Genomic DNA, 14492 nt, shown 5'->3' on the forward strand with positions numbered 1-14492 from the left:
GTCTTGCGTAACTTGAGTGAGCTGTGGCGCAGGAAGCAGCTCGAGTACACCTGGCTGTTGTCCTTGATGGGACAGTACCAGGATTTCTGGACGGTCACCCGCAAGGCCCTGCACCATTCCTGCAGTGCCTTGGTTTTGCCCCTGAGCGCCGATCACCAAGCGCAATTGCTGGAAAGCTACCTGGCCCTGGAACCCTACCCCGAGGTGCCTCCGGTGCTGCGACGCCTCTCCGGACGCTTTCCGCTGGCCATTCTGTCCAATGGAACCGAGGAGATGCTGAGTAAACTGCTACACCACAACCGCCTGGAAGGCTATTTCAGCCAAATCCTTAGCGTCGAGAGCGTCAAAACCTACAAGCCCCACCCAAAAGCCTACGACCTGGCTGTCCGGGCCTTTTTCGCAAGCCCCGCAGAGATTGTTTTTGTTTCGTCCAACGGCTGGGATGTGGCCGGGGCCAAGGCATTTGGTTTCAGGGTTGCCTGGTGCAACCGCACGGCTGCGGCGCCCGAGACCCATGCCCCCGAGCCCGACTGGATGGTGGGGAACCTCGAGGAACTCGAGTCCCTCCTACTCTGATGCCGTATCCACGGGGGTTGGTCTGCCCTGCTCGTCAACGGCCACATAGGTCAGGTTGCCTTTAGTGGCCAGCACCTTGGGCTCGCGCAGGTTCTCGCGGTACACCTCCACCTCAACCGTTAGCGAGGTGCGACCGACCCGCACGACTTTGGCCACCACTTCCAGCAGGTCGCCTACCTTGATGGGCACCTCGAATACCACCTCGCCCACCCGCACCGTCACACAGCGTTTGCGAGCACGGCGAATGGCCGCATAGGAGCCCACTTTGTCCATCAGGCCCAGGACAAAACCACCAAAGGCGTTGCCACCAGGGTTGGCGTGTTCGGGGAAAACCAGTTCAAGGGTGCGGGCTTCACTCATAGCACCAACCTTATACCAGATTCGGCCCCCCAGGCCCGGCCGTACGATGAACTCCTCGGAACGGGTATACTCTTAGGCGTTGAAAAAACAGCGGTTTTCGAAAAACTTGCGATGTCTGAAAGCTAGAGAACCGCGATAGGGGCAAACGTCCAGACCACCTGTGCAACACTGGCCCCACAAAACGGAGGTTTCGTAATGCCACTCAGAAACGCCTACCGCCCCCCTGGAGACTCGAGCCTGTGGGATAGTTTTTTACGCCGCCTCGAGACCACCATCCAGGTAGCCAAGATTCATCCCGCCACCATCCAGTACCTGACCCACCCCAAGCGGATGGTGGGCGTCTCGCTACCGGTGGTCATGGATGACGGAGGGGTGCGCAACTTTACGGCCTACCGGGTCATTCACAACATCGCCCGCGGGCCCGCGCTCGGGGGGGTGCGCTACCACCCCGAGGTGGGGTTAGGCCAGACCTGCGGCATGGCCGCCTGGATGACCCTGAAGTCGGCAGTGTTTGGCCTGCCTTTTGGCGGCTCGGCCGGGGGTGTGGCAGTGGAGCCCGCCAAGCTATCGAGGCGGGAGCTCGAGCGCCTTTCGCGCCGTTATGTGACCGAGCTTATCGAGCTCATCGGGCCGGACGAAGACGTACTGGCCCCCGATGTGGGCACCAACGCCACCGTGATGGCCTGGTTCCAGGACACTTTCACCATGACCCGCGGCCAGACCACTCTCAGCGCCGTGACCGGCAAGCCCACCCAGCTTGGTGGGGTGGCCGTGCGGGACGAGGGCGGCGGGCAGGGCCTGGTATACACCCTGGCCGACCTGGCCAAGGTCAGGGGCTGGCCGGTAGCCGGGGCCAGCGTGGCCATTCAGGGTTTTGGGCAGGTAGGGAGTGCGGTGGCCCGGTATGCGGTCAAGGAGGGGCTGAAGGTGGTGGCGGTCTCCACCAGCCGGGGTGGGGTGTACAACCCCGAGGGGCTGGACGTGGCGGCCCTCGAGCAACACTACGCCCAGAACGGCCATCTCGAGGGCTTCCCCGAGGCCAAATTCATCACCAACCACGAGCTGCTCACGCTCAAGGTCAACTACCTGGTTCCCGCGGCCATCGAGGGCGTGATTCACGAGCACAATGCCCGGCAAATTGCCGCCGAGGTGGTGATCGAGGGGGCCAACGGGGCCATCACCCCCGAGGCCGAGTACCTGCTCAAGCTGCAAGGTGTTCAGGTGGTGCCCGACATCCTTGCCAACGGCGGGGGTCTGGTGCTCTCGTACCTCGAGTGGGTACAGGATCTCTCCATGCTCTTCTTCGAGGAAGCAGAGGTACAACAAAAACTCCGTGAGTTTATCCACCAGAGCTTGCAGGCGGTGCTCGAGCGGGCGAAGCCCCTCCAGGGCGACCTGCGGGCCGGTGCTTATGCCCTGGCCCTCGAGCGCATCAACGAGGCCACCCGCCTGCGGGGCGTGTATCCATAAAGAGTTCTTTGCCAACCACCTATCCGTTTTCGGAGGAACGCATGAAATCTGAACCCCTTTCCTATCTTTGCAGCGACAATATCGGCCCCTGGGAAATCTATCTGGCCCAGGTGGATCGCGTCACCCCCTACCTGGGCAAACTGGCTTTCTGGGTCGAAGACCTCAAACGACCCAAACGCATCCTGATTGTCGACGTGCCCGTCCAGATGGACGACGGCTCGGTAGCCCACTTCGAAGGCTACCGGGTTCACCACAACACCTTCCGCGGCCCGGCCAAAGGCGGTATCCGCTATCACCAGGACGTCACCCTTTCCGAGGTGATGGCCCTCTCGGCCTGGATGACCATCAAAAACGCCGCGGTGGGGCTGCCCTACGGGGGCGGTAAGGGCGGCATCCGGGTAGACCCCCGCAAACTCAGCCCTGGCGAGATCGAGCGCCTGACCCGGCGCTACACCTCCGAGATTGGCATCATCATTGGCCCGGACAAGGACATCCCCGCCCCCGATATGGGCACCGGGGCTCGTGAGATGGCCTGGATGATGGATACCTACTCCATGAACGTGGGCCGCACCGCGCCGGGGGTGGTTACTGGCAAACCTATTGCGGTGGGTGGCTCACTGGGGCGGCAGGATGCCACCGGGCGCGGGGTGTTTGTGACCGCTGCTGCCGCTGCAGAAAAAATCGGGCTGCCCGTGGCGGGTAGCCGGGTTGCGGTGCAGGGCTTCGGCAACGTGGGCAACGCCGCCGCCCGCATCTTCCACGACCACGGGGCCAGAATTGTGGCGGTCTCGGATGTCACCGGCGGTATTCGTAACGATGGCGGCATCGATCCCTACGACCTCACCGCCTACGTTCGGCAGATGGGTGGCGTGAAGGGCTACCCCAAAGCCGAGCCCATTCCGGCCGCCGAGGTGCTCACCACCCCCTGTGAGTTCCTGGTTCCGGCTGCCCTGGAAAAACAAATCACCGAGGCCAACGCCTGGAAGGTGCAGTGCAAAATTGTGGCCGAGGGCGCCAACGGTCCCACCACCCCCGCCGCCGACGATATCCTGGCCGAGCGCGGGATTCTGGTGATACCCGATGTGATCGCCAATGCCGGTGGCGTAACGGTGAGCTACTTCGAGTGGGTGCAGGATTTCAACAGCTTCTTCTGGACGGAAGACGAGATCAACGCCCGGCTCGAGCGCCTCATGCGCCAGTCCTTCGAGGCAGTTTGGCAGGTAGCGCAGGACAAAAAAGTCACCCTGCGCACTGCGGCCTACATTGTAGCCGCCACACGGGTGCTCGAGGCCCGCTCGCTGCTGGGTCTGTATCCGTAAGGTCAAACCCCGGTCAGGTGTGGCGTAGGCTGAATAACCCAAGGCCCTATCCCCTTGGCGTATGCTAAATATGTGACGCTCAGCAACACCTGGCCTCGTCATGGAAAGGTAACCCTCAAACCCTTTACCGAAGCCCTCACTGAAACCGAGTGGCGGCGGTTTTATGAATGCTTCCGTGACCCGGAAATTGCCGAGTGGAACGGGAGCCGTCCACTCAGAATGCCGTTATGGCTTTTTAAGCGGGTGGTGATGGGCGAGGTTAGCCGGGGTGATCGGGTAGGGTTTGGCATCCTGGACGAGAACGGCGAGTGGTTGGGTACCGTGGAGCTCTACGAGATGAACCACAGCGAGGCCACGCTTGGCATCCTGATAGGAGCCAAGAACCGCTGGGGCCAGGGCTATGGCACCGATGCGGTCAAGGCGGTGCTGGAGTATGCTTTCCTCACCCTTCGGCTGCAAAAGGTCAAGCTGCGCACCTACAAACACAACCTTCGGGCCCAGCGTGCCTTTGAAAAAGCAGGTTTCCGCCATATAGCGACCCCTCCTGCTCCAACACCGCGCTTTAATTTCGGCCTGGCGCCCAAGGCCGAATTTGTGCCGATGGAAATTACCAAAGAAGACTGGGAGGGTGTTTGAGGTTGTGGCCCACCTAATTCACCCGCACCAGCTCACGCTTCGCCAGGCTTTCTAGTTCGTCGCGGTAGATCGAATGCGGCAGCCCATGGAGGGCTGCGACGGCTTGCTCCACCCGGGCAGCGATGGCCTCGGTGACCTCGAGGTCGGCTCCCGAAAGCACTGCCAGCTCCTGCAAACGGGCGATATCCCCCGGTTCAGCGGCCCGGCGCTTGAAGATGGCCCCGACCTCTTCGGGGTAGGCTTCCAGAAGCCGCAGGGTGATGAGGGTTACCTTGCCCTCGCGCACATCCCCGCCGGCGGGCTTGCCCAGCACCTCGGCTGTGCCCATCAAGTCCAGGTAGTCGTCGCGCATCTGAAAGGCCTGACCGTAGAACGAGCCAAAACGGGCCAGGGCCTCGCGCTGTGCCGGGGGCGCATCCCCCAGCACCGCAGCCCCCTCGCAGGCCACCCGCATCACCGAGGCGGTTTTGCCGTCAATAATCCGCTCGTAGTTCTCCAGCGAATAGTCGTGCAGGGCGGCCACCTGAAACTGCAACACCTCGGCCTCGGAGAGCTGCCGGGCGGTCTCGGCGAACATAGCCACCAGCTCCATATGCCCGGTCTGGGCCAACAAAGCCATCAGCCTCGAGAGCAGGTAGTCGCCCGAGAGCACCGAGACCGCGTTGCCGTATTTGCGAAAGGCGGCCTCCTTGCCGCGCCGGGTCTCGGCGTCGTCTACGAGGTCGTCGTGCAGGAGCGAGGCCGAGTGCAAAAGCTCCACCGCCAGGGCCAGCTCCATGGCGTTTGGCACGCCCCCCAGGGCATTGCTGGCCAAAAAAACCAGCCGGGGGCGCACCCGCTTGCCCCCCGCGGTGACCAGGTCTTCTTCGATGAGCTGGACGAACTCCACCTCCGAGCGCACCACCTCGCGCAGGCGCAGCTCAAAAGCTTCTAGCAAGATGGATAGGTCGGGGGTAAAGTCCTTGATGCTCATCTAAGCGATTATAGCTTGGAAACAGAGCAGAAAAAACCGGCCTACCCAAGCTTAAGTTGTTTACGGATTAATGAGTACTGGAGCAGGTAGCGTAATATCGCGCACGGTGCCGTTCAGGCTCTGGGCCTGGTAGCCGGTGATTTCCAGGGTGCCTGGGTTGGCGGAAAAGGTAAGCGTTTGGGCTAGTTTAGGGCAGGCATCGGCGGTGGTTGGAGGCAGGCACTCGGCTACACCAAACCCAGTTAGAATCTACAAACCACCTTACCCAAATCAGGCACTGCAGTTATGTTTAGAGCATGAACCGCCGTGCTTACCCATCGGACGTCCGTGATGAGGAATGGGCTCTGGTGCTGCCCTATTTGACCCTCGCCCCGCTGGAAGCACCCCAGCGCAAGTACGACCTGCGCGAAGTGTTCAACGCCCTGCGCTGGATGGTTCGAACCGGTGCTCAGTGGGACTACCTGCCCCACGACTTCCCACCCCCCCATATCGTTCAGGCGCAAGCCTACCGCTGGATGAACCGGGGGGTCTTCGAAGACCTGGTACACGACCTGCGCATGACCCTGCGAATGCTCCAGGGCAAAGCCGCCCATCCCAGCGCTGCCATCTACGATGCTCGCACCCTACAGTCCACCCCGCAAAGTGGGGAGCGGGCCGGATACGATGGGTACAAACGACGCAAGGGAAGCAAAGTTCACCTGGCGGTAGATACCCTGGGGCATCTGCTGGCCCTGGTAGTAACGGCGGCCAGTGAACAGGAACGGGCCCAGGTGGGAGCCCTCAGTCAACAGGTGCAGGAAGTGACGGGGGAGCAGGTGGAAGTGGCCTTTGTGGATCAGGGTTACACTGGGGAGGAAGCGGCACAAGCGGCAGAGGCGGAAGGCATCGCCCTGTGTGTGGTCAAGGTGGAAGGGGCCAAACGAGGATTCGTGCTGCTGCCGAAGCGTTGGGTGGTGGAACGTTCGTTTGCCTGGACATCCCGGTTTCGCAGGCTGGCGCGAGACTATGAGCGGCTGGCTGAGACCTTGCGAGGTTGGCACTGGTTGGCTTTTTCGATTCTGATGACAGCGAAAACTGTGGAGCTTTTACGAACAGCTAGTTAGCAGGCTCTAGCTGGGCGGGCGTGCCGTTGACGTAGATGCGGGTAACGTAGGCGGACGGACTGCCGGGTATGGGCTGCACCTCAAATGAGACCTGGTAGCCACCCGCAGCGGGCCCAAACGATACCGGGTGGAAGCGCACCGTGGGAATCCCAAAGTCGGTTACAAAATTACTGCAGCCAGCCAGTGCAAAAGTCGCTATCACCAGTGCGATAAACTTTTTCATCCGATCATCTCCTCTCTCCATTTGGGGTTTAAGACGAAGAACGACAGCCGACTCAGTCCGGCCAGAAAATCTACGTTCTCCACCGCCACCTCTTTAGGCACTTCCAGAACTGCTGGAGCAAAGTTCAGGATACCTTTGATACCAGACTCTACCAGACGATCGGCCACGGCTTGGGCCGAATCTGCAGGAACTGCCAAAAGGCCGAAATCTATGCGCCTTTCAGCGACGGCCCGTGGCAGGTTATCCATGCTTTCGACCTGCAAGCCCCGGAAGGTGGTGGTAACTTTGGAGGGGTCGCGGTCAAACAAGCCCTTCAGCTCGAAAATCTCGCTAAAGCCAGGGTAGTCGGCGATGGCCTGCCCCAAACGGCCCATGCCCACAATGCAGAGCCCCCAACGGCGATTCAGGCCCAGAATTTGCCGGAGTTCCCGGCGCAAAACCTGCACCGTGTAGCCCACCCCCCGCGTGCCGTAACTTCCGAAGTACGAAAGGTCTTTGCGTACCTGAAAGGCGGTAACCTGAGCTTCCTCAGCCAGTTGTTCGGAGGAGGTGCGATTGATCCCACGGGCCTCGAGGTCTTCCAAAATCCGCAGGTAAGTGACCAGGCGAGAGATGGCCGCGCTGGGTACTTTAGCCATAAAACACTACTCCTATTTGGTGCATTTAGCGAACCTCCAGAACCTCGAGGCCTCGAGCCCGCAAATCGGCTGCCGCCGCGGCGGTATCCTCGAAGGGGCCGACCCGTACCTTAACCAGGCCACCTTCCTCCACCAGCACCACCGGATAGCCAGCCTGCTGCACAGCTTCTATAGCTGCCTGGGCGCTTTGAGCATTGCGGAAAGCTCCAACTTGAAGGTAACGACTAGCTCTGGGAGAGACTTCGGGGGTGGGTGCGGCAGCCGGAACCCGACCTACTTGGGGCTGATACTGACTGAGGGTGCTGGCAATGGCACGGGCCCGATCCTGGCTGTTGTAGGGGCCTACCCAGACCCGGGTAAGGTTACCAGCAGCCTCGAGGCCCACCGGGTACCCTTGCCCCCGTAACGTTGCGGCCAGGCGCTCGGCGTTTTCGCGGTTGCTAAACGAGCCCACCATTACCCGCCAACCTCCCTCGGGGTCGGCAGCTAAGCTGGGTCGCTCGGCTTTGGGTGTAGCCGTTGCTTCTGGCTGCGGGCTAGGGGTTTTCTTCTCCGCTACTTTGGGGGGAGCCGGAACGGGTTTGCTGGGTGCCACTGGAGCGGTGGGCGCTTGCGGAATGGGTAGTAGCGTAACCACGGTCTCGGGCTCTGTTTGGGGTTTGGGCTGAGACGGGGTTGGGGGGTTCGGCTGTGGAGCGGGCGGTTGAGTCTGTTGCGGCGCCAGAGGGGCAACGGTCTGTGGAGGCGTGGGGTTCCCTTGCGGTCCACTAAAGGGATTAATTCCCAGCAGAAAAAACACCACGCCTGCCATAATGGCTGCAACCAAAAGAAAAATCAGCGCATCCAGCCAGTTTGCTCGAATCCAACCCATGCCACCAATCTACCGCAATAAGTCTCGAGCTGGGGCATAGCCCAGATCGGCGGAGCGTTGCCAGGCCCGCCGGGCCTCGGCCACCCGGCCCAGGGAGCGCAGGGTGAGGCCCAGGTTGTACCAGGCCACCGCATTGCGACCATCCAGGGCTACAGCCTGCGAAAGTACCCGCTCGGCATCGGAGTATTTGCCAGCAGAGTAGAGGGCTGCGCCTAGGTTGGCAGCCGTAGAGGCGCTGGGGGCCAGGGCCTGGGCCTTCTCCAGCGATTCGGCGGCGGCGGCATAGTCCTTCAGGTTGAACTGCGAGACCCCCAGGAGGAACCAGGCTTCGGCGTTGTCGGGTTTTTGCTGGACTACCTGCGAGAGCATCTCGACGGCCTCGTTGTAGCGACGGAGGGCATACGAAGACTTGCCCTGCAGGAACAGGGCCTCGAGCCTATCGGCGCCCTGGCTGGCCCTGGCGGCCATTGCGGCAAAGCGACCTGCCTCGGCAGCCTGACCTAAGCGGTCGTGGGCGGTGGCCAGACCCAGCAGCACCTTGGGCTCGTCGGGGTTCTGAGCGTAGGCGTTCTGAAAGGCCTCCAAAGCGCCCCTGGCGTTGCCATCGCGCAGACGGGCTACGCCCAGGTTGTAGTGGGCCGCCCACAGCTTGGGGTCAAGGCGGACGGCTTCTTGCAGGGTGGCCTGCTGTTCGCGGCCCTGCTGCAGGGTGGATTTCTTGAGCAGCAACTGCGCCCGCGCAGCGTTGTCTTTGGCGGCTTCCAGCCCCCGGTCAATCTCGCGCAGGGCCCGCAGGGGCAGCCCCTGGGCAATGTAGATATCGGCAATTTGCGAGACGGCCTGAACGTTGGCGGGGTCGTTGGCCAGAATTTGATACAGCACCGGCAGGGCCTCGAGCGGCTTGTTGGCCTTGACCAGGCTATCGGCCAGCAACGAGGTGAGCTCGGCGTCGCCGGGTGCTTTTTCCAGGCCTTTACGGGCGGCAGCGGCGGCGGCCTCGTGCTGCCCCTGGGTGCGCAGGGCCTTAACCTGGCCCAGATAGGCCGGTTTAAGGTCATTGGCGCCCAGACCGGCCTTCTCGCCTACCTCAATTGCTTTGGCGAACACCTGGGCAGCCTCGCCGGCCTGGCCCTGGCGGTCGCGTACCACCCCCAGGTTGAACCAGCCCTCGAAGCGGTTGGGGTCAAGAACGGTGAGCTGGGTAAACTCGAAAGCTGCCCCCCGCAGGTCACCCAGGCGGTATAGGGCCAGCCCCAGCCCAAAATGCGCGCTGTAGTTGGAGAAATCGCGGGCAATTACGGCTTCAAAGCCCTGCACGGCCTCGTTGAGGCGCCCGGCCTCGAGGGCGGCCTGGGCCTGTTGCAGGGTCTGTGCTACCGCGGGTGCAGGCTGGCTTTGCTGCGCCCAGCCCAGCGTGAGAAATAGAAGCGCCGCGTACAAAAGTTGTTTCATAGCGTCTCCTTCAAGTTAAACCTCATCTTGCGGCCCATTGTAGCACGTGAAGAAGGGTCACAAGCGGCAAATGCACTTGTCAAGCCTTTCAATCATCCGCCCACCGGGCATCTTGACCAAACCGGCCCGCCCGGCTAATATGTAAAAGCTGTCACATGCAGCCGCCGACGCGGGGTGGAGCAGTCTGGTAGCTCGTCGGGCTCATAACCCGAAGGTCATAGGTTCAAATCCTATCCCCGCAACCAAAACCTACGAAGCCCCCTGGCAACTGGGGGCTTTTTTTATTGCACTTGTTCGATACGGCCCAGGGCTTCGGCGGGGGTGCGGGCCCCGATGGCAAACAGGGCGACCCGCAGTTCGTGCAGGAAGTTTTTTATCCATGTCACCACCGCCTCGGGGCCCTGCAGGGCCGGTTCCAGCAGCGGGCGGGCCACTGCCACCACCTGCGCACCCAGGGCCAGGGCTTTGGCGGCCTCGGTGCCGCTGCGGATGCCCCCCGAGGCGATGAGGGGTTGGTGGGGCAGCACGCTCCGGCACTCCACCAGGGCCTGCGCCGTGGGGATGCCCACCTCCACCAGCTCGGGGTGCAGGATGCGCCCGTGGTGAACCAGCTCCTCCACCCGGGCCCAGCTTGTACCGCCGGCGCCGGCCACGTCCAGCGCGGCAAAAGGCAGGGGGGCCAGTTGCTGGGCAATTTCCCGCCCGATGCCGTGGCCCACTTCCTTGAGCACCACCGGAAAGGGGAGCTGGGGCAGCAGGCCCCGCAGCTTATGCAAGAGGCCCCTGAAGTCGGTATCACCCCCTGCCTGCAGGGCTTCTTGCAGGGGGTTGATGTGCAGGGCGAGGGCGTCGGCCTGTACCAGCTCGACCGCCTGCTGAAGCTGCGCCAGGCCGTACCCCTTGTTGAGCTGCACCAGCCCCAGGTTGCCCACCAGCAGGGTGCTGGGGGCTACCTCGCGCACCTGGAAGCTGCTGCGGGCCTGGGGGCGCTCGAGCATCACCCGCTGGCTGCCCAGCATCATGCCCACCCCCAGTTGTTCGGCGGCCTGGGCCAGGGCCCGGTTGATGCGCCCCCCGTGGGCCTCGCCGCCGGTCATGGCCCCGATCAGGAAGGGGGCTTGCAGGGTTTTGCCCAGAAACCGGGTGGTGAGGTCTACTTCCTCCAATGCCAGCTCGGGCAGCGCCTGGTAGCGCAGGCGGTAGCGTTCAAACCCGGTGGTGAGCCGGGCGTACTCCACGGGTTCCTGGAGGCAGACCTCCAGGTGCTTGCGCTTGCGGGTTTGAATATCGGTCGCATTGCTCACGGCTAGGCTGATTGTACAGGCTTTGGGGAGGCCCCCGGCGCGATATAGTAACCCTTGATGATCGTACTGGTTCCCGAAGCGGTGGACTCCCGGTTGTTGCAGGGCTTCCCGGAAGGAGTAGAGATCGCTTTTTTGCCCAAGGAGGGGCCTCTGTCGGAGAAGGCCCTTGCGGCCGAGTTCGCGGTGGCCCCCTATGGCGGGGCCCGGCGTTTTTTTGCCGAGCTTCCCAACCTGAAAAAGCTCAAGGTGGTGCAGACCCTCACCGCCGGGGTGGACTGGATTCTGCCCCACCTGCCCCCCGGTCTGGTGTTGTGCGATGCTGCGGGCGTGCACGATATCCCGGTCTCGGAGTGGATTGTGGGGGCCATTCTAAGTGCTATCAAGCGCTTTCCCGAGTTCCGCGACGCCCAGCACGAGCAGCGCTGGGCCTACCGCTGGGTGGACGACCTCGAGGGTTCCACGGTGCTGTTCCTGGGCTATGGCTCCATCGCCAGAGCCACCGAAGAGCGCCTAGTTCCCTTCGGGGTCTCGTTCCTGCGCGTGGCCCGCACGGCCCGCGCGGGGGTGCACACCTGGGCCGACCTGCCCGAGCTGCTTCCAAAGGCCGATGTGATCGTGAACCTGCTGCCCTACACGCCGCAGACCGATAAGCTCGTGGGGGCGGCCCAGTTTGCCCAGATGAAGCCGGGGGCGCTGTTTGTGAACGCAGGGCGCGGCAAAACCGTAGACCAGGAGGCCCTGGTGGAGGCCATCCGGGCCCGGCAGGTGCGACTGGTCACCGATGTGACCACCCCCGAGCCCCTGCCCGAAGGGCACCCGCTGTGGTCGCTGCCGGAGGTGTTTCTCACCCCCCACATCGCCGGCTCCACCCCCAAGCTGTTCGAGCGGGGCTTCCGGCTGGTGCGGGAGCAGGTGGCGCGCTACCTGCGGGGTGAGCCCCTGCTCAACGTGGTGACCGATGGCTATTGACCTTTTGCTGGCCCTGGTGTTTGCGCTCCTGGCCTGGGCCATGGCCCTGTGGGTCTCGGCGGAGGTGAGCCTGAGCCCGGCCCAGAACCGCCTGCAAAGCCGCATCCACCTGGGCCTCACGCTGGCCACCCAACTGCTCTACGTGCTGCTGGTGCAGAGCGTGGGCTCCTGGCGCGATGCGCTGCTGGTGATCTCGGTCATGCTGGCTTTGGCCTGGTACGCCATGCTGGGCCTGACCAGAGCCCTGCGCCAGAACACGGCCGAGAGAAAAGGATCGCTGATGGGGCGCCTCGAGCTCTCCGGACACCGAGCCTTTGCTTTTGCTGCCCTCATCCTGATGGGCGTTGGCGCGCTTTTTGCGCTCTTTGACCCCACCCTGGCGCTTACCATCGCCCTGCCCTTGGGCGTGGCCCTGTTCTGCACCCTCTGGGTGACCTACTGGGTGCGTAATACCGTTTCCGCTTGAATCCTTCACCGTTGGACGCAGCAGAGGTGAAGGATTCAAGCCGACCGAAGGGAGTAGAAAAGCATTTCGGTAGTATCGTTTAGGCTTGCCGAAGGGAACGATACTGCCGAAATGCGTGTAAAAGAGCCTAGCCGCTACGAACGCCGGGTGGGGCGCAGCAAAAACAGCGCCAGCGAGATGAGCAAGAAAGCGATACCGGCCTGTAGCGGAATGGGGAAGCTGGGGATGTACTCCACGTTGCAGGGAATGGGGCCTTTACAGACGTTGGGGGCCAGGCCGGGCACCCATAGCTCCAGAAGGTGGTAGCTGCTCCAGAACAGGCCCACCAGCGACAGGGTGAGGGCATAGGGGCGGATATGAACGTCGTTGCGCCAGGTGGCGATGCCCAGGATTAATACCAGCGGGTACATGGCGATGCGCTGGTACCAGCACAGGGTACAGGGGATAAAGTTGCGCACCTCCGAGTAGTAGAGGCTGCCCAGGGTGGCGACCAGCGCCACCAGCCAGGCGAAGGCCAGCAAGAGCGCGTTTCTGTCGAGCGGGGTGGATTGGGTCTGCATCTGGCTCATTCTAAGGCGTAGCGTATGAAGTGGCTTAGGACGCGGCCAGGCAGCTCGGCCTCGGTTCCGGCCAGCCGCACGAAGGGCCGGGGATGGATGCGTCCTATCAGGGCCGCGCCCACCCCGTTTCCCAGCCGCGCGGGAACCACCCCTGCCAGGAGGCCGGTGTCCTGATGGGTGAGGATGGCGCCCGCGGCGTCGCCGTACAGGTAGGCCACAAAAGCCAGGCTGTGGGGGTCTTGCAGCAGCCGGCCCACCCGTTCAGCGAAGGGAAAGCGCCACTGGGGGGCCTGGTAGGCCTCGGTGAGCAGGCGGGCGATGGACCAGGCCTCCGACCAGGGCACCTGCTCAGTCCAGTAGGCGCGGGGGCTGGGCTCGGACTGGCAGAGCTCGAACGCAGCCGTGGCCCGGTAGCCCAGATCCAGCAGCCTCGAGGTTTCGGAGCCCTCGAGTACGGTAAAGGCCGGGGGCGCTCCAACAGCCCGGAAGCGGGCCTCGAGCTCCTCTCGAGCAGCCTCGAGGTAGCCAAAGGCGGTGTTGGCGAGCAGCAGGGGAAAGCTGGGCTGGAGCAGATAGGGGATACCCGCAACCTCCCCGGAGTGGGCTGCCGAGGCCAGCGGACGGTACAGGGGGTACAGGTCGTGGGGGGTCATGCGCCCAGCAGGGCCTCCACAAACTCGCCTGCGTCGAAGGGTTGCAGGTCGTCGGCTTTCTCGCCCACCCCGATAAACTTGATGGGCACGCCCAGCTCGCGCACGATGGGCACCAGCACCCCCCCCTTGGCGGTGCCGTCCAGCTTGGTCACGATCACCCCGGTCAGGCCCACGGTCTGGTGGAATTTTTTGGCCTGCTCGAGGCCGTTCTGCCCCGTGACGGCGTCCAGCACCAGCCAGACCTCGCCGGGCTCGCCGGGGTCGGCCTTGGCGATGGAGCGCTTGACTTTAGCCAGCTCCTCCATCAGGTTGTGCTTGGTGTGCAGCCGCCCGGCGGTGTCTACCAGCAGCAGATCCAGGCCCCGGGCCTTGCGGGCCGAGGCCGCGTCGAAGGCCAGCGCGGCGGGGTCGGAGCCTTCGGGGCCCTGAATCACCGGGATGCCCAGCCGCTCCCCCCACAGCCCGAGCTGGGCCCCGCCCGCAGCGCGGAAGGTATCGCCGGCACAGAACATCACGCTTTTGCCCTTGCTCTGGTAGTACTGCCCCAGTTTGGCGATGGTGGTGGTCTTGCCCACCCCATTAACCCCCACCATCAGAATCACCTTGCCGGCGGGCTCCACGGTGGACTTTTTGGCGTTGGGGTTGAAGCCCGCCTTGCGGATTTTGGCCCGGAAGCGGTCGGGCTCGAGCTGCACCGTGAGGGCCTGTTTTAGCGCCTCGCGCAGGTCTTTTTTGCCCGACTGGCGTACCTCCTCCAGAACTTCCTGGGTGGCCTCCACGCCCACATCAGCGGCAATCAGGGCGAACTCGAGTTCCTCCAAGACCGCCTCGGGGTTTTCGCTCCAGGGGATGGCTTTGACCAGGTTGTCGCGGGTTTTGCTCAGACCCTCTTTGAGGCGTTGCAGCCAACTCATGGTAC

At 63.1% G+C, this 14492-nt stretch carries 17 protein-coding genes and 1 tRNA gene; 8 read left to right on the top strand and 10 right to left on the bottom strand.

Annotated elements, in window-relative coordinates:
* Positions 1-3 precede the first annotated feature (3 nt).
* Positions 4-576, top strand: a complete 573-nt coding sequence (locus tag Q0X18_RS01400) for a haloacid dehalogenase type II (protein WP_297557554.1) — start codon at positions 4-6, stop codon at positions 574-576.
* Here the strand turns inward: Q0X18_RS01400 and Q0X18_RS01405 are convergent.
* Complete coding sequence (locus Q0X18_RS01405) at positions 568-936, bottom strand: acyl-CoA thioesterase (protein ID WP_297557557.1); 369 nt, start codon at positions 934-936, stop codon at positions 568-570. The two genes, Q0X18_RS01400 and Q0X18_RS01405, sit on opposite strands and share 9 nt — an antisense overlap.
* 195 nt (positions 937-1131) lie before the next feature.
* Between Q0X18_RS01405 and Q0X18_RS01410 the strand changes: the two genes are divergently transcribed.
* The 3 genes from Q0X18_RS01410 to Q0X18_RS01420 all read left to right on the top strand — a co-directional run bounded on the left by Q0X18_RS01410 (position 1132) and on the right by Q0X18_RS01420 (position 4361).
* Complete coding sequence (locus Q0X18_RS01410) at positions 1132-2406, top strand: Glu/Leu/Phe/Val dehydrogenase (RefSeq protein ID WP_297557559.1); 1275 nt, start codon at positions 1132-1134, stop codon at positions 2404-2406.
* A 41-nt stretch (positions 2407-2447) separates the two neighbouring features.
* The gene (locus tag Q0X18_RS01415) at positions 2448-3725 is read left to right on the top strand and encodes a Glu/Leu/Phe/Val dehydrogenase (RefSeq protein WP_297557561.1); all 1278 of its coding nucleotides are present in this window, start codon (positions 2448-2450) and stop codon (positions 3723-3725) included.
* Between the two features lie 72 nt (positions 3726-3797).
* Positions 3798-4361: a GNAT family N-acetyltransferase gene (locus tag Q0X18_RS01420; RefSeq protein ID WP_297557572.1), complete on the top strand. Its 564-nt coding sequence runs from the start codon at positions 3798-3800 to the stop codon at positions 4359-4361.
* Between the two features lie 13 nt (positions 4362-4374).
* Here the strand turns inward: Q0X18_RS01420 and Q0X18_RS01425 are convergent, their stop codons facing one another.
* On the bottom strand, positions 4375-5334 hold the full coding sequence (locus Q0X18_RS01425) for a polyprenyl synthetase family protein (RefSeq protein ID WP_297557574.1): 960 nt from the start codon (positions 5332-5334) through the stop codon (positions 4375-4377).
* 296 nt (positions 5335-5630) lie between these two features.
* Here Q0X18_RS01425 and Q0X18_RS01430 point away from each other — a divergent pair, with 296 nt between their 5' ends.
* Positions 5631-6437: an IS5 family transposase gene (locus Q0X18_RS01430; protein WP_119342530.1), complete on the top strand. Its 807-nt coding sequence runs from the start codon at positions 5631-5633 to the stop codon at positions 6435-6437.
* On the opposite strand, the gene Q0X18_RS01435 is transcribed toward Q0X18_RS01430, so the two are convergent.
* The 4 genes from Q0X18_RS01435 to Q0X18_RS01450 form a co-directional block, all read right to left on the bottom strand.
* The gene (locus tag Q0X18_RS01435) at positions 6430-6660 is read right to left on the bottom strand and encodes a hypothetical protein (protein ID WP_297557577.1); all 231 of its coding nucleotides are present in this window, start codon (positions 6658-6660) and stop codon (positions 6430-6432) included. The genes Q0X18_RS01430 and Q0X18_RS01435 overlap by 8 nt on opposite strands.
* Complete coding sequence (locus Q0X18_RS01440) at positions 6657-7298, bottom strand: redox-sensing transcriptional repressor Rex (RefSeq protein WP_297557578.1); 642 nt, start codon at positions 7296-7298, stop codon at positions 6657-6659. The genes Q0X18_RS01435 and Q0X18_RS01440 overlap by 4 nt, the downstream gene beginning before the upstream one ends.
* A 25-nt stretch (positions 7299-7323) precedes the next feature.
* Complete coding sequence (locus tag Q0X18_RS01445) at positions 7324-7935, bottom strand: SPOR domain-containing protein (protein WP_297557580.1); 612 nt, start codon at positions 7933-7935, stop codon at positions 7324-7326.
* A gap of 243 nt (positions 7936-8178) precedes the next feature.
* Positions 8179-9621 carry a tetratricopeptide repeat protein gene (locus tag Q0X18_RS01450; RefSeq protein ID WP_297557582.1) on the bottom strand — a complete coding sequence of 481 codons (1443 nt, stop codon included), beginning with the start codon at positions 9619-9621 and terminating at the stop codon, positions 8179-8181.
* 168 nt (positions 9622-9789) lie between these two features.
* On the opposite strand from Q0X18_RS01450, the gene Q0X18_RS01455 reads away from it, so the two are divergent.
* Positions 9790-9866 (top strand) — tRNA-Met (locus Q0X18_RS01455).
* Positions 9867-9902: 36 nt separating this feature from the next.
* Here Q0X18_RS01455 and fni read toward each other — a convergent pair.
* Positions 9903-10925, bottom strand: coding sequence for a type 2 isopentenyl-diphosphate Delta-isomerase (gene fni, locus Q0X18_RS01460; RefSeq protein ID WP_297557585.1), 1023 nt, complete (start codon positions 10923-10925; stop codon positions 9903-9905).
* A gap of 57 nt (positions 10926-10982) precedes the next feature.
* Here fni and Q0X18_RS01465 point away from each other — a divergent pair, with 57 nt between their 5' ends.
* Positions 10983-11894: a 2-hydroxyacid dehydrogenase gene (locus Q0X18_RS01465; RefSeq protein WP_297557588.1), complete on the top strand. Its 912-nt coding sequence runs from the start codon at positions 10983-10985 to the stop codon at positions 11892-11894.
* Positions 11884-12360, top strand: coding sequence for a hypothetical protein (locus tag Q0X18_RS01470; protein WP_297557591.1), 477 nt, complete (start codon positions 11884-11886; stop codon positions 12358-12360). The genes Q0X18_RS01465 and Q0X18_RS01470 overlap by 11 nt, the downstream gene beginning before the upstream one ends.
* 134 nt (positions 12361-12494) lie before the next feature.
* On the opposite strand, the gene Q0X18_RS01475 is transcribed toward Q0X18_RS01470, so the two are convergent.
* The 3 genes from Q0X18_RS01475 to ftsY are packed head-to-tail and all read right to left on the bottom strand — an operon-like array spanning position 12495 to position 14487.
* A complete protein-coding gene (locus tag Q0X18_RS01475) occupies positions 12495-12920 on the bottom strand; it encodes a disulfide bond formation protein B (RefSeq protein ID WP_297557593.1) in 426 nt (141 codons plus the stop codon).
* Between the two features lie 5 nt (positions 12921-12925).
* The gene (locus tag Q0X18_RS01480; protein WP_297557596.1) at positions 12926-13573 is read right to left on the bottom strand and encodes a hypothetical protein; all 648 of its coding nucleotides are present in this window, start codon (positions 13571-13573) and stop codon (positions 12926-12928) included.
* A complete protein-coding gene (gene ftsY / locus Q0X18_RS01485) occupies positions 13570-14487 on the bottom strand; it encodes a signal recognition particle-docking protein FtsY (protein WP_297557600.1) in 918 nt (305 codons plus the stop codon). The genes Q0X18_RS01480 and ftsY overlap by 4 nt, the downstream gene beginning before the upstream one ends.
* Positions 14488-14492 lie beyond the last annotated feature (5 nt).

This window comes from Meiothermus sp. (assembly GCF_026004075.1).
Classification (GTDB): Bacteria; Deinococcota; Deinococci; order Deinococcales; family Thermaceae; genus Meiothermus.

Excerpts from the sequence above, each read along its gene's own strand:
- Q0X18_RS01405 (WP_297557557.1), bottom strand. The coding sequence starts at position 936 with ATGAGTGAAGCCCGCACCCTTGAACTGGTTTTCCCCGAACACGCCAAC.
- Q0X18_RS01410 (WP_297557559.1), top strand. The coding sequence starts at position 1,132 with ATGCCACTCAGAAACGCCTACCGCCCCCCTGGAGACTCGAGCCTGTGG.
- Q0X18_RS01415 (WP_297557561.1), top strand. The coding sequence starts at position 2,448 with ATGAAATCTGAACCCCTTTCCTATCTTTGCAGCGACAATATCGGCCCC.
- Q0X18_RS01425 (WP_297557574.1), bottom strand. The coding sequence starts at position 5,334 with ATGAGCATCAAGGACTTTACCCCCGACCTATCCATCTTGCTAGAAGCT.
- Q0X18_RS01430 (WP_119342530.1), top strand. The coding sequence starts at position 5,631 with ATGAACCGCCGTGCTTACCCATCGGACGTCCGTGATGAGGAATGGGCT.
- Q0X18_RS01435 (WP_297557577.1), bottom strand. The coding sequence starts at position 6,660 with ATGAAAAAGTTTATCGCACTGGTGATAGCGACTTTTGCACTGGCTGGC.
- Q0X18_RS01440 (WP_297557578.1), bottom strand. The coding sequence starts at position 7,298 with ATGGCTAAAGTACCCAGCGCGGCCATCTCTCGCCTGGTCACTTACCTG.
- Q0X18_RS01450 (WP_297557582.1), bottom strand. The coding sequence starts at position 9,621 with ATGAAACAACTTTTGTACGCGGCGCTTCTATTTCTCACGCTGGGCTGG.
- Q0X18_RS01465 (WP_297557588.1), top strand. The coding sequence starts at position 10,983 with ATGATCGTACTGGTTCCCGAAGCGGTGGACTCCCGGTTGTTGCAGGGC.
- Q0X18_RS01470 (WP_297557591.1), top strand. The coding sequence starts at position 11,884 with ATGGCTATTGACCTTTTGCTGGCCCTGGTGTTTGCGCTCCTGGCCTGG.
- Q0X18_RS01475 (WP_297557593.1), bottom strand. The coding sequence starts at position 12,920 with ATGCAGACCCAATCCACCCCGCTCGACAGAAACGCGCTCTTGCTGGCC.
- Q0X18_RS01480 (WP_297557596.1), bottom strand. The coding sequence starts at position 13,573 with ATGACCCCCCACGACCTGTACCCCCTGTACCGTCCGCTGGCCTCGGCA.
- ftsY (WP_297557600.1), bottom strand. The coding sequence starts at position 14,487 with ATGAGTTGGCTGCAACGCCTCAAAGAGGGTCTGAGCAAAACCCGCGAC.